Below are 13,363 nucleotides of genomic sequence, written 5' to 3'. Positions count from 1 at the left end.
GAGCGGTCGCTCGAATTGAGTTCCATGTAAACCGCTTCGCCGCGGATGTACCAGTACGGTTTGCAAGCGACGCCGCAGCTGCCGTATTCGCCGTTAAGGTTCATCGCAGAGTAGTCACCGTAGCCGCCAGCAAAGCCACCACCGTAGCTTGATCCGCAAGCTCCACCACAGCTTGTGCCACACGAATGGCAGCTGGTTTGGATCACCGAGCCCTCGGCCGCCGTTTCGGGCAGATGCCCGACGGTCGCGACTTGATTGGATCCCGCACCGCTTTGATACCCCGAAGCGTTCACGACTCGGAACGCTTGGTCGCCGTGGATGAATGATTTCGGAGCCGCCCCGGATGGGGATGCCGCAGAGCGATCAAACACGCTTCGCAAACCTGGGTCTGCGTAGACGTCCGATGCGGTCAACGTGCCGGCGAGCAGTCCACAAACCGCTAAATTGCGGGCGGCTGTGCTACTGAAGTGTTTTAGTATCGAATGGATCTTCATGATCGAACCTCGTAGACTCTTAGTGCCTTGGAGTGCACCGCTGGGTATTGACCGGTTTGAATGACGGGAAAGTAATGGGCAGTGCAAACTAGCGAACCTTCAGTTCGTCATGCACAGGAATTAAACAAGTCTTGCGAACCAGACGAAGGATCTTCGTTGCGGTTTCCTCGCTTGTACACGATCCGCTAATGACCAAGTGGTCACCCTCGGTGATGACTCGCACGCGGCTGTCGGGAAACGATTGTTGAATCGTTCGCGTGAGCAGCTCTGCTTTGTCGCCGATCGTGTCGCCGGTCGCTTCCACTGCGTCTTGTACATGCACATCAAAATGTTGGACTCTTGACGGAGCGTCGGGGGTTCCATCTGCCCACACGACCAGACGGGTAACGCCTCGTCCCGCTCCGATTAACTTCAATTCGTTGCTGCCCGAGGCAATCGCACGACACACGTTTTGGTCTTCGATGCTGACGCGCCGCAGTTCGCCACCAATGGTCAGCGAACGGACCTGAGCTTGGGTCATGTACAGCGGAATCGGGCTGCCGGCCGGCTGCGAGACCTTCCCGGTAAACTCGTTCTCGGGTGCATCGCCATGAGATCCGTTGAGCGTCGGTGGGCTCACCGGCTGCACCGTGCCAAGGGATGCTTGCTCGGTAATTCGCTCGAATCCCAGTGGCGGAGATTCCACTGCAACCGGTGGACGATATCGTTTCGCTGGTTTGCGAGCTTGTCCGGCTCGTTGGTTGATCTCGGGGGCCACGTTGATCGAGGGGCTGCGTCGCTGCAGCGTGTCACGGTCCGACAGCTCCATCAACTCCGCTGGCGACGTGGCAACATCGCTTAACGGTTGTAGGGTGACCGCCGGGAACTGCGGCTCGGCAGGATCCTCGATCGAGACAGGAGCAGGAAGTTCCGATGCGATTTCGTCGGTATTGTCGTCGATGTTGGACTCGACGTGATTTGCTGCAGGATTCGGCAAAGCCACGCTTTCGGGATGCTTCGTTACCGCCTCCATTGGTGCTGGTTCGATTGCGATCGGCTCGGTAGTGATCGGCTCGGTAGCCAACACCTCCGGTGCGATCGCTTCGGAAACCATCCCATCATGATTCATCTCGATGCTGGGGGCTGCGGTCGCATTGTCGGTTGTCGACAATCCTTCGCTGTCATCCGAGAACGAGAAGAAAACGGGCTCCGAATCGGAAACGAGTTCGACGTCGCCGCTATCGGGTTTTGCGGTGGGTTCGCCCTGGGGAACCGCCGCAAACTCGATGGGGTGCAATGGCGAATCGTCTTGTGCAAGCGATGTGTTTTGCTGGAATGCGTTCTCCGTGTCGATCACGGGCGGCGTCACCATTGAAATCACCATCGACGGCGCGGTGGCTGCAACATCGGCGGACAATGCCGTGGGGCGATTTGTCGAAGTGACGGGTGCCGAAGTCATTGACGGCTCCACCGGGGTGGCGACGACCGCATCAACAAGGTCACCGTTTACGTGATGCGACGAACCGATCAGCGGGTTGGTCCGGACCGCAGCGGCAGGCGGCTTTTCGATCGTCATTGCCGCGCCCGAGGGACGCACAATTTTAGGGCTTCCAATCGGTTGCAGTCCAATCGCAGCGCCGATCGGTTTGAGCCGAATGGCGGGTTGGTCATCGCCGGATGCCAATTGGATCGGCGAATCCGACTTGCTCACCTCTTCGTTGTCAAAGAAGGGATTGGCTCGGACTCCGGGCTGAGCGGCTGTGTTTTGTTGACCCGCTTGTGAGTAATGCCCCGTTTGCTGGATCGTTTGCAGCGGCAACGGTGGCATCATTTGGAAGCGAGTTGCCCCAGGTGCCAGCATCGCCGGTTCGCTGGCGAATACCATTGATGGAGCAATCAATGACGAGCTTGCTGCGATGACGAGCAAGCTGAGAGCGGCCCGTGCTCGGGTCCGTCGTCGATTCTTCGAGATTGTTCTACTGTCACGCATGCCGCATCCTTGCGTCCGAACGAGTTGATGCACCCCCCTCGGCACACCATGAAAGAAACCTGCAAAATTACACGAGTCTTCCGGTTGCTCTAGTTATCGGATGCGATCTGCAAGGACATTAACGATTCTGACGGCTCGGCCGGTCGTTTGCGTCGTACAAGTCATTCGGATCATGCACAAAATGCCTGATATCAGGCTTGTTTTCACATCAGCAAGGGGGGATGACGGGTCAAATTTTGCTGGATTTATCGCATCGAACCACCTTTTGGGAGGCTACGTCAGCTTCGAGGGCGGTTGCGTCTCGCTTCAAAGAGCACCACGGCTGCCGAAACTGAAACATTTAGACTATCCACTTTGCCAAACATTGGAATTCGCACCCCGGTGATGGTGTTTCCGTCGCCATCACGCTGCCATCGTGAGCCAAGTCCATTGGCTTCGCTGCCGACAATGATCGCAATCGAGCCCGAAAAATCGGTCGCCCATAGTTCATCCGACGATTCGACGCGGGCGGCAATCAGGCGGACTTTCTGGTCGTACAAAAAGCGTGCGACGTCGGATTCGCTGCCCACCGCCGTCGGGATTTGAAAGACGGTCCCGAGGCTGCTGCGGATCGCATTGGGATTGTAGATATCGCTTCCTCCCCCACATAAAATCACGGCATCCACGCCAGCGGCGTCGGCACAGCGGAAAACGGCACCGATATTTCCCGGCTTTTCTAAGCTGTCCAGCACCAAGACCAAAGCGTTCGGTGGTAGCGAGAGTTTGTCGAGCGAATGGTCCGGCTGCACAAATTCGCTGACCACCCCGCGAGGCGACTCGCCATAAGCGATTCGCGACATGATGGCATCCGAAACAACTCGAATCGTTTGTGAAGTCTTGGCTTTTTCAATGACGATACGAACTCTCGGGTCGTGGCCTGCGGTTTCCTGCTTCGCCGCTGCGTGATTCGGATCCGCTGGACTCGATTCGGGCAGATACAGCCCGACTAGATCCAAACCGGCATCGATCGCTTGCAGCGTTTCCCGCCATCCATCGACAAGCAGACGCTTCTCGCGTCGTCGTGTACGATTATCCCTTAGTCGGATCAGGCGTCGTACGGTGGGGTTTGCGGGGCTGCGAAGAATCAGGGGCTCCGAATCGCTCATGCCAAACTCTTGATAGACGTTGATGATAGGCTCGCGTCGGCATCAACACGGCCTTTTAACATTGTGACTCTGGAAAACGGAAAATCGACGAGATGAGCAAGATGCCAATCTGTGACGTAGTCAGCTCGAAACGCGACCAAAAGGAATTTCTCGATTTGGAGCGGGAACTCTATCGGGACAACCCCTACTGGGTGCCACCGCTATGGGCCGAACGTCGAAAAATCGTTGGTTTTAAACACCATCCGTTTTATGACGACGCCGATCGCCAAGCATTTCTGGTCCGCCGCGATGGACGTGCGGTCGGTCGCATTCTCGCCGTCGTCAATCATGCTCACAATCGTTGCCACAACGAAAAACGTGGCTTTGTCGGATTCTTTGAATGCGAAGACGACAGCGAAGCAAGCAAATTGCTGTTCCAGCATGCCTTTGATTGGCTGCGACAACAAGGGATGACCGATGTCCGCGGCCCGGTTCATCCGAGTCTGAATTACGAGGTCGGGTTGTTGGTGGACGGGTTTGATTCGTCGCCCACGTTTATGATCCCCTATCACCACCCCTACTACGAACGCTTGTTCCTCGAATCAGGCTTTGAAAAGGTTCAGGATCTGTTCAGCTACGACGCGCACATGGATATCCTCGAAGACTTGGATCCCAAATTGGCGTTCGTAATCGAAGAGGCGACACGTCGATTTAAAGTGAATTGCCGGCCGATTGATCGCAAACGATTTAAAGAAGACGTTCGCTCGTTCTTGGAAATTTACAATCAATCGCTGCAGCGAACGTGGGGCTATGTCCCGATGAGCGAGGCGGAAATCAAAGTGCAGAGCGATGGATTAAAGCATTTGATCGTGCCTGAATTGACCAGCATCGCCGAGATCGATGGGCGGCCTGTCGGCGCTGGCTTTGGTTTGCTCGATTACAACCAAATCATCCGCCAAATCGATGGAAAGCTGTTCCCGTTCGGCTGGCTGAAACTGCTAACGGGCAAACGCAAGATCGATCGGCTTCGATTGATCAGCACGAATGTGTTGCCGGAGTACCAAAAATGGGGGCTTGGATTGGTCACGCTCTCGCGAATCCTGCCCGATGCGATCGCGTTTGGCATCCAGATTGGCGAGTTTTCTTGGGTTTTGGAGAGTAATTCGCTCTCGCGAGGCACGATCGAGCGTGGCGGGGCAACCCGCACCAAAACGCATCGATTGTACGATCGTTCCTTGGCGTGATACCCCCCGCTGGGCATTGCCGGTGGGGGCGACCTCGCGTCATGCTCGCGTCATCGCCGGCTTGTTCGCTACAAACCGACCCTCCTCCGGCACGCCCCCTGCGAAGTTGCACCAGTTAGACTACAACCCTGGTCAGCTTGTGTCTGGGTAATCATACTTTGACGCTTGTCGCTCGTTTACTCGTCCAAATCGCCACTGCTACCCTTATCGCCATAAACTCGAACATGCCGGAAAACCGAATTGTCATTACCGGAGCGGGCGTGGCGTCTGCGATCGGACTGGGACATCAAGACTTCTTCGCTGCGTTTCTTCGCGGGGATTCCGGCGTGCGATCGCTCGCCGATCGTGATGATGACGGCCCCACTCCGCCGGAGGGACACGAAAACGACGGGCTTTGGATCGGCGCCCCGATCGTCGGGTTTGACGGAAAACAGTTCGTCAAGCCTCGCAAGGCATTGAAGGTGATGTCTCGCGAGATTCAACTCGCCTACGTCGCTTCGATGATGGCGATTGAGGATGCCGGACTCGATTCGGTCTTTCCTGCCGTCGAATCGGACGCGGATTCCACCGCATCGGAGGCTGATTCGGTTTCGTTTGCCCCCAAAGACATCGGCACCGTTTTTGGCAGCGAGATGTTGTACGGCCCCCCCACCGAACTGGCCGAGGCGTTCCAGAAATGTCTCGACGAAGACGGATCGATGGATGAGTCCCGGTTTGGCGAAGCGGCGATGCGAAGCGTGATGCCGCTGTGGATGCTGAAATACTTGCCCAACATGCCCGCCTGTCACGTCGGCATCGCGATCAATGCCCATGGCCCCAACAACACGCTTGTGCTCGGTGACACCTCGGGACCCGCCGCATTGGACGAGGCGATCTCGTGCCTGACGCGCGGAATCGCAACCTGCATGATCAGCGGTGCCGCTGGCACGCGGATCAATGCCACGCGGCTGAATTACCGCAATGACCTGCCCATCGCCGAGACCACTACGAATATCGCCAAAGCATCACGTCCCTTCGATCCCACTGCAAAAGGGGTTGTCGGAGGCGAAGGAGCGGCCGTGTTTGTGCTGGAATGTCTCGATGCGGCACTACAGCGAGGTGCGAAGCCGATTGCGGAAGTGGTTGCGATGACCTCGCGGTTTGTCGCGTCCGAAGGGATGCAGCTTGTCAAGCGAACCTGTGACATCACCACGCCTGGCATCCGGGGATCCGCCGCAGCGATCAAGTTGGCCGTCAGCGATGCCATGCGCAAAGCAAACCTGAAGGCGGACGACATCGGGATGGTGGTTTCGCACGCGATGGGCGATCCGGTGATCGATATCCAAGAACGCCAAGCTCTGCAGTCGTGTCTACCCAACGTGCCTGTGGTGACGCCGATCGCGACGCTCGGGCACACCGGTGCGGCCAGTGGATCGATCGAGATCTTGGTCGGCGTGCTGGCGCTGAAGCACAAGCAAATTCCACCGTCGCTGAAATTTGACGGTTCGCAAACCACAGAGCCAGTCGTTTGCGAAGCTCAGCCGCTACAGAAATCTCATCTGCTGTGTCTCAGTCACACATCCGAAGGCGCCGCAATCGCGACCGTCTTGGCAGAGGTGTGATTCCAATAAAAAAGCGGCTTGGAACCGAGGTTCAAAGCCGCCTTGGGTCATTCAATTCTAGGCAAACGCGTTACGCGAATGGGCTGTGTTTACCGGGAACGGGCACAGGGTATTCGCCGTTGGGACCAGGCATCACGGGAGGATCGCTTTCCAGCGTGTACTCGTCGATTCCGGGGCTCAGATTCGCACCCTTCTTCATCAGATCGTCCCACTTGATGACTTTGCCCGAGTAACAGGCTTCGCGACCGAGGATCGCGGTGAAGGTCGATTTTGCACCGTATTCCCCTTCGTTGTAGATGTCGCCTCGCATCAGAGCTTCGATCAAATCGTGTTGCTCTTGTTGATGTCCACCAGGGCTTTCGCCGCTGAATTTCCACGGGTTTTCCCCTTCGATCTTGCCCGAGGGGTCAGCCGATCCTTTGGTGCCGTGAGCGAACTCACCGACGTGGTTCCAACCACCCGCCAAGTGACGGCCTTGGCTGAACATCTTGCTTCCGTCGGCAAACGTGTACTCACAGAACGTGTGATCAAAGATCTGTGACTTGGTCGCATCGCCACCTTCACGTTGTTCGCGGCCACCCATGCCGTTGCATTCGACCGGGTACGCATCCTTGACCCAGCAACCGACGTCCAGGTTGTGGATGTGTTGTTCACAGATCTGGTCGCCCGAGAGCCAGTTGAAGTGGTACCAGTTATTGGTTTGGAATGCCATTTCGGTCATGTCCTTGTCACGATTGCGGTACCAGATGCCGCCGCCGTTCCAATAAACACGTTGGGCGATCACATCGCCGATTGCACCGTCGTGAATTCGTTTGATCGTTTCGATGTACCGTGGCTCGTGACGACGTTGCAGTCCGATGCCGACCATGCGGTTCTTCTTCTTGGACTCTTCGACCGCCGCCAAGACGCGTTGAACGCCGGGAGCGTCCGAAGCGACCGGTTTTTCCATGAACACGTGGCGATTCTTTTCGATCGCATACTCGAACTGCTGAGGCTTGAATCCGGGAGGAGTTGCGATCACGACCAAGTCACAATCGGTGTCGATTGCTTTCTTGTAGGCATCAAGCCCCGCGAAAATTTGGTCCTGAGGAACGGCGACTTTGTCTTTGTGCGTCTGAGCCAAACGTTTGACAGCGTATTCCGCCTTGTTTTGGAACGCATCGGCCACGGCAACCAGTTTGACGTTGCCCTTGGTGTTCATAATGTTGGCGGCGGCACCGGACCCACGTCCGCCACATCCGATGACAACAAATTTGATTTCATCGCTTCCCGCAGCGTGAGCCGTGCGAGCGACATTGGTTGCGATCGCTGCGGCACCCGCTGCAGCAACCGTGGATTGTTTGAGGAATTTGCGGCGAGAAGGAGGGTTCTGCATCAGTGAAAATCCTTGTGGAATTAAGCAAGTCAGTTGTGGGAAATCGAATTTTACAGTCGTTTCACAGCCAATTATAGACGCTGTGCACGCGAAAGTCGCGTTGAGCCGAGGCGGCGGGGAAGCGTTTTCCCATATTACGCCATCCCACTCCAATTGTTCAGCTTGCGCAGTGCACCAAGACGAATTCCGCTTAATCTCACCCGAAAAAGCTCATGCTCCGATTCCACACGTCTGCGGGGCTGTGTTAGCTCAATCGAATCTACTTTGGAAACAGTTGGGTGATGTTCGAGTAGCTGTAGCGAGTCACCTTTCCCAAACCTGCGTTTGGGAGAAGTGACAGTACGCTTGCCGCAACGCCCAATTTTATTTCAGCAGTCTCCACCAGTAAGGTGGCTCGCCGAGGAGGGCCAGATCAGTCCGATTGTGAGTACCGTTGGCGTAACACGCCTATCGCGGTTTCGTGATCGAGCGTCCAGTTTTGAAACAAATCGGCAAACTGTGGAGCGTTGTACACGTTTTTGAACACCCGCGGGCCGGCAAACTCCGTCCAGTAATCCGCTCGTCGTTCAAATTCCGGCGAACCATCGCGAGGCAACCCATGTTCCAGTTGATCGAGCGTCAATTGAACGGCCTCGTCGAGGAAGCGGTCGCTGCGTGCTCGCTCGAGACTTAGAAACGTCGTGGGATCATTCAAGACCTTGTTGGCAAAGCGACGTTCGTACCGCCACGTATCGACGGTGACTTTTTTCCATGGATGACGCTGGTAATCGTCCCAAGCTTGCAGGAGTGCCACCGTTCGTGACCTCCGTCGCAGTTCCTCGTCGGGAATCCGCGAAACAATTTCGGAAATCTGTTCGTCGGTTCCTTGGATCGTGTCGACGTAACGCAGCAAGTACTCTTCGCTAAAGTCCGCAACCGAGGATACCTGATAAAGCGTACTCGCGCCGTGAGTTGCTTTTTTGCGAACGACGTCAGCCCACGTCGCCAGCACCTTTAGCGCGTTCCGCTTCATCTCGGCGATCTCGTCGACCGTCCATCCTTGTTGTCGGAGGAGGATCTCTTCGATGCGAAACAAGGCATTGATTTCACCATATTTGACCTCGTCTCCGATCTCCTGCAGATCCTCGAGCTCGGCAAGCAAGCGTTCGTTCAGGTTCCCGAAATCAGGCTCGCGGTAATCGGGGGCAAAGATTGAAACAGAAACGGTTTTGCTGAATTCATCCTGCTCGAACTTCGTCTGCATCTTTGCAATCGCAAGACTTCGCTGAGACATCTCTGCTCGCCAATTCGAATCGATCGAGGGCATGCTGCTGTAACGCAAACCGGCCACAATCACCATCGGAGTGACAAATGCGATCAAGACGAACGCGATCACGGTCCACTGGAACCACACGTCTCGGCGCTGTTCGAGCCAGCGGCTGGAGATCCGCCATGTTGCCAGCAGTAACACGGGGAAGATAAAGATGACCGTGTAAATGTAGTTTGGGTAAAGGCCAAAAAACGGCGCCAGGATGCTGAGGCTAAACGCCGGGTAAAGCGGCGCGGTCAGCAGCCCAAGTGTCGCCCGCGGGGTGACCGTGGCTGCGAGTTGGCCAAAGGCAAATGCCGCGAATAGGATGGCCGCCATGCTCGCTCCGCCGCTCATCCAAACGCCGACGCCAGCCAAGAACAAACAACACACCAGCGGCGGCCCGATCCGAGTGCCCCAAATCATACTGGGGCGAACGCCATGGTCCGCAAAATAGACCGAACGGCCTCGCACCGTGTCGCCATAAAACGCGAGTGCCCCCAACCAAGACGAAATCACCCCTAACGCAACTTGCGCCAAGATTTGTATGTGTGCGTCTTGGCGTTGCGGGCTGATGTACCACGCGAACAACACCACGAAACCGGCAAACGTCAACATTCCCAAGAACCACTTAGTTTGCTCGAGCTGTTGCCATAGCAACGCATACACTCGACTCGGTCGTTTCAACACCTGCTCAATCGGTGGTTGATAAGGGCGAACGATCTCGTGGGAAACTAACAGCGGCGCTCGTTCCACCGAGACGAGCCGTCGACGTCCCAGCAGACGCTGGATGCACCATAGCACAAAGAGATAGCCCAGGGCGAAGATCGCCGACTTCTGAATCGCACTCTTGCTGACATTATTGAGCGAGCCATAGACGTCGAAGTGGCCAAATAAAATCGTCTGCACCACCCCGACCGCAAACCATGAGGCCAACAGAATCACAGGGACCAACAGGATCAAACCGCCCATCGGCGAACGAACGAGATACGCCGTGATGAATCCGCAAATCAGCAGCAATACACTGAAAAACAGCAGTCGCGTAACTCCGATTGGATGCAACACATCGTCCGCCATCGGCGACGAAGCGTCGTCGATCAAAAGCACCGCAATCGCCATCACAAGTGAAGCGACAGCCCAAATCGTAAGCAAGCCGGCGAGCCCGACGAGAAACTTGACATCGACAATCCGCTGCCAGCGAACCGGCAACGTTCGCAGCCACTGAAATGTTCTCGCCTCTTCTTCGTTACCGACCAACATCGCCGGAGTGCCCATCGCCATCAAATTGGGCATCAATATCCACACCAGCAGATAGGGATCAATGTCGAATTGGACGTCGCTAAAAATGAACTGTCCCGCAGTGATGAAAAGTTGGAACAGCAGAATCCCCGCAACGACTGCGATGGCGAGCGGGCGAAGCGTGATCAGATCTTTCCAAAGCAATTGTTTCATCGTCGTACTCTAACTCGAGTGATTTCCACAGGACGGATCAGCGATGCGCGGCGGAGGCTCCGTAAATCTTGATCAGATGGGTGCGTTCATTTTTGCATCACGAATCGTGCGGCGTTCGTGACGGCCACACACTGCGATGAAAATTTCTTCCAGCGATGCTTGGCTTGCCGACAAATTCTTGACACCCGATGCTTCGCCATAACGCGATTGCCAATCGTCGGACAAATCCTTGACGATCCAGCGAACTTGGCGTCCGCTGCGTGATTCGGAAAGCACTTGTCCCTCAGGCAATTCCACGGTTGCGATCGCATCGTCCAGCGTTGCGACGACGATCGAGGTTGACTGTCGCAATACATCCAAAGGTTGAACCAGTTTCAGCTCGCCTTGATGCAGAATTGCAATCCAATCGGCGACCCGCTCGACTTCGCTAATCTGGTGACTGCTTAGCAACACAGTGCGTCCCAGCGCGGCGCGGTCCACCATCGATTCCAAGAATTGACGCCGTACCATCGGATCAAGTCCGCTGGTCGGTTCGTCCAAAATCAATAGCGAGGGATCGTGGGCGATCGCCAATGCCAATGCGACTTTCGCGCGTTGCCCCTTGCTGAGACTCTTTAAACGAACGCCTTCGGGGACGTCGAATTCGGCGATCAATTCTCGGTAACGCTCAAGAAAACCCTCGGGATAAAACGCCGACGTGAACCAACCAATCTCACCCGATGACATCCATTCATAAAGTGCGGGGGCGTCCGAGACGTAGCCGATCGATTTGCGAATCTCGAGCCCCGCGGTGTCACAGGGATACCCCAGTACGCTAGCCGCTCCAAAATCGGGTTTTAGAAAACCAGTCAAAATTCGAATCATCGTCGTTTTGCCTGCCCCGTTTTCGCCCAGCAGTGCGAACACGACTCCCGCAGGCACTTCGAGGTTGACGTTATCAATCGCCATCGTGTTGCCGTAGCGTTTGCTGATATGACGCAGCGAGATTACCGATTGCATTTGTGTGATCCTAGAGAAGACGGTTGGGGAGAGGATTCGCAAGTAGGAACGGCATCAAACCAAATACCTATCAATCGCATGACTCCTCTCCGGCATTCAGGGGCGAACCCAGTTTGGCTTGTTTGGCGAGCTCGGTTTCGAAGAGTTCTCGCAGCTCGGCTGGACTCATTCCGCCAGCAATCGCGTCGGCAAGCGCACGGCGGACTCCCTCGGCAACCAGCGTGTTGCGGGCTTTGGTACAGCGAGCCAGGGCATCGCGGCGGACGACCATCCCGCGGCCGCGGAGCGGCTCGAGCACGCGATCATTTTGCAGTTCCTGATACGCACGGGCGATCGTGTTGGAATTGATCGCCAAATCGGCTGCCAATTGTCGTACGCTCGGCAGCATCTGGCCGCCCGAGAGCACCCCGTCGGCGACCGCCAATTTAACCTGACGAACAATCTGCTCGTAGATCGGGATGTCGCCGCTCGTTTCGATCGAAAAGAACATGGCCGCCTCAAGCTACGTCAAAAACAGGGGACACTGCCAACATCGCACTGCGTGTACTGGTGTCATGGTACACCGTGCTCGCGGCAGAGGCAAGTCGATTGTCCGTTGCGATGACGTTCCTGGGGCGAGAGGCGGTTGGTGGGACTGGGGCGGACCCCTGGCGATGGGGGGGCGACAAGGATCGTTCGCGAGCGTGCGGATCGAAGTGGGATGCGGATCGAAGTGGGATGCGGGGTTTCGCCCAGCCTGCCTGTTTTCGCTTGGAACCACCCGATGTGACGGTGCCATTGGGGGGCAAGGGTGGATGCGGTGCAGAATATAGGGTTAATGCTTGCGAATGGCGTCTCCCGTACCTACCATGCTTAGGTAGAGTCCCCCGGCTTAAAAACAGGCAAATCGTTTTTTGCTCGCTGTTTTTTTACTCGTGGAAATGACTCGACCGTCTCCGCTTGTCATAATGGGGGGTGGGGCTGAGTTTCGTTACGTGAATTCGTTGCAATTGATTTCTCATTCGTTTTGGTATCACGCCAGTGAGTCTTTCCGAGGTTGACCGCCAGTTTCTGCAAAGATGCCTTGAGCGTGCCCCGCGCGCTTGGCAGAACTTTGTCGATCGGTTTTTGGGTTTGGTGGTCCACGTGGCTAACCACACGGCTGAATCGCGTGGAATAGCGTTGGATCAATCGACGCGTGATGATCTGGTCGCCGAAGTTTTTCTGGCGTTGATCGCCAACGATTTTGGTGTGCTGCGTCGTTTCCGCCGTAATTGTTCGTTGGCAACCTATCTGACCGTGGTCGCTCGTCGTGTGATTGCGCGCCGCTTGGCAACGTCGCAAGTCGGTCTGAAAACCGCCAGCCAACTCGACACCGTCAATCTTGACACCGCCGGGGACAACGGGCATCAGTCACGGATCGAGAATCGCGAAGAGGTCCAGCAGTTGATGCTGCGGCTCGATCCGCAAGAAGCCAATGTGGTGCGGATGTACCATCTTGAGGGTAAGAGTTACCAAGAAATCAGCCAGAGTGTTGGCATGGCCGAAAACAGTATTGGCCCCGTTTTGAGCCGGGCTCGATCCAAGATGCGTGGCGAAGCCTCTTAGCCCTCGCGAGCGAATGTTGGGATCGCTCGAATATTGGGATCGCGCGGGTCTTTGGATCACGCGGCAAATACAGCGAAAGTAATGCACGACTTCCGCTGCGACCGCCCCCCCATTTTTTAGCCCCTGCCATTCTGGGACCCTGGCACATTCTGGGGGCCCTGGCACATTCAGATAGCCTGGCAAACTCAGGCCCTGGCAAAGCATCGAGGGCTACCTCGATCGTCACACCG

General features: G+C 56.1%; 9 protein-coding genes and 1 pseudogene. 3 read left to right on the top strand and 7 right to left on the bottom strand.

Going from position 1 to position 13,363, the window contains the following annotated elements:
* The 3 genes and pseudogenes from ABX962_RS16160 to ABX962_RS16150 form a co-directional block, all read right to left on the bottom strand.
* A pseudogene (locus tag ABX962_RS16160) lies at positions 1-494 on the bottom strand (hypothetical protein); the annotation flags it as partial.
* 88 nt (positions 495-582) lie between these two features.
* Positions 583-2,373 carry a pilus assembly protein N-terminal domain-containing protein gene (locus ABX962_RS16155; RefSeq protein ID WP_372721085.1) on the bottom strand — a complete coding sequence of 597 codons (1,791 nt, stop codon included), beginning with the start codon at positions 2,371-2,373 and terminating at the stop codon, positions 583-585.
* A 368-nt stretch (positions 2,374-2,741) separates the two neighbouring features.
* A complete protein-coding gene (locus ABX962_RS16150; RefSeq protein ID WP_372721084.1) occupies positions 2,742-3,608 on the bottom strand; it encodes a TrmH family RNA methyltransferase in 867 nt (288 codons plus the stop codon).
* A gap of 92 nt (positions 3,609-3,700) precedes the next feature.
* On the opposite strand from ABX962_RS16150, the gene ABX962_RS16145 reads away from it, so the two are divergent.
* Both ABX962_RS16145 and ABX962_RS16140 read left to right on the top strand, forming a co-directional pair.
* Entirely contained in the window at positions 3,701-4,831 is a 1,131-nt protein-coding gene (locus ABX962_RS16145; RefSeq protein ID WP_372721083.1) for an N-acetyltransferase, read from the top strand.
* A gap of 224 nt (positions 4,832-5,055) precedes the next feature.
* Positions 5,056-6,432, top strand: coding sequence for a beta-ketoacyl synthase (locus ABX962_RS16140; protein ID WP_372721082.1), 1,377 nt, complete (start codon positions 5,056-5,058; stop codon positions 6,430-6,432).
* A 70-nt stretch (positions 6,433-6,502) separates the two neighbouring features.
* Here ABX962_RS16140 and ABX962_RS16135 read toward each other — a convergent pair whose 3' ends face one another.
* From ABX962_RS16135 to ABX962_RS16120, 4 genes are all read right to left on the bottom strand, one after another.
* Positions 6,503-7,807 (bottom strand): Gfo/Idh/MocA family protein, encoded by a 1,305-nt coding sequence (locus ABX962_RS16135; RefSeq protein ID WP_372721081.1) that lies wholly within the window; start codon positions 7,805-7,807, stop codon positions 6,503-6,505.
* Positions 7,808-8,219: 412 nt separating this feature from the next.
* Positions 8,220-10,547 (bottom strand): hypothetical protein, encoded by a 2,328-nt coding sequence (locus tag ABX962_RS16130; RefSeq protein ID WP_372721080.1) that lies wholly within the window; start codon positions 10,545-10,547, stop codon positions 8,220-8,222.
* A 72-nt stretch (positions 10,548-10,619) separates the two neighbouring features.
* Entirely contained in the window at positions 10,620-11,546 is a 927-nt protein-coding gene (locus tag ABX962_RS16125; protein WP_372721079.1) for an ABC transporter ATP-binding protein, read from the bottom strand.
* A gap of 70 nt (positions 11,547-11,616) precedes the next feature.
* Positions 11,617-12,036 (bottom strand): GntR family transcriptional regulator, encoded by a 420-nt coding sequence (locus ABX962_RS16120; RefSeq protein ID WP_372721078.1) that lies wholly within the window; start codon positions 12,034-12,036, stop codon positions 11,617-11,619.
* 530 nt (positions 12,037-12,566) lie between these two features.
* On the opposite strand from ABX962_RS16120, the gene ABX962_RS16115 reads away from it, so the two are divergent.
* Complete coding sequence (locus tag ABX962_RS16115) at positions 12,567-13,133, top strand: sigma-70 family RNA polymerase sigma factor (RefSeq protein WP_372721077.1); 567 nt, start codon at positions 12,567-12,569, stop codon at positions 13,131-13,133.
* The last annotated feature ends 230 nt before the right edge of the window (positions 13,134-13,363 follow it).

Source organism: Novipirellula sp. (assembly GCF_041583735.1).
GTDB lineage: Bacteria > Planctomycetota > Planctomycetia > Pirellulales > Pirellulaceae > Novipirellula.
The sequence above is the reverse complement of the archived record's forward strand: the minus strand, read 5'-3'. Positions and strand labels throughout refer to the sequence as shown.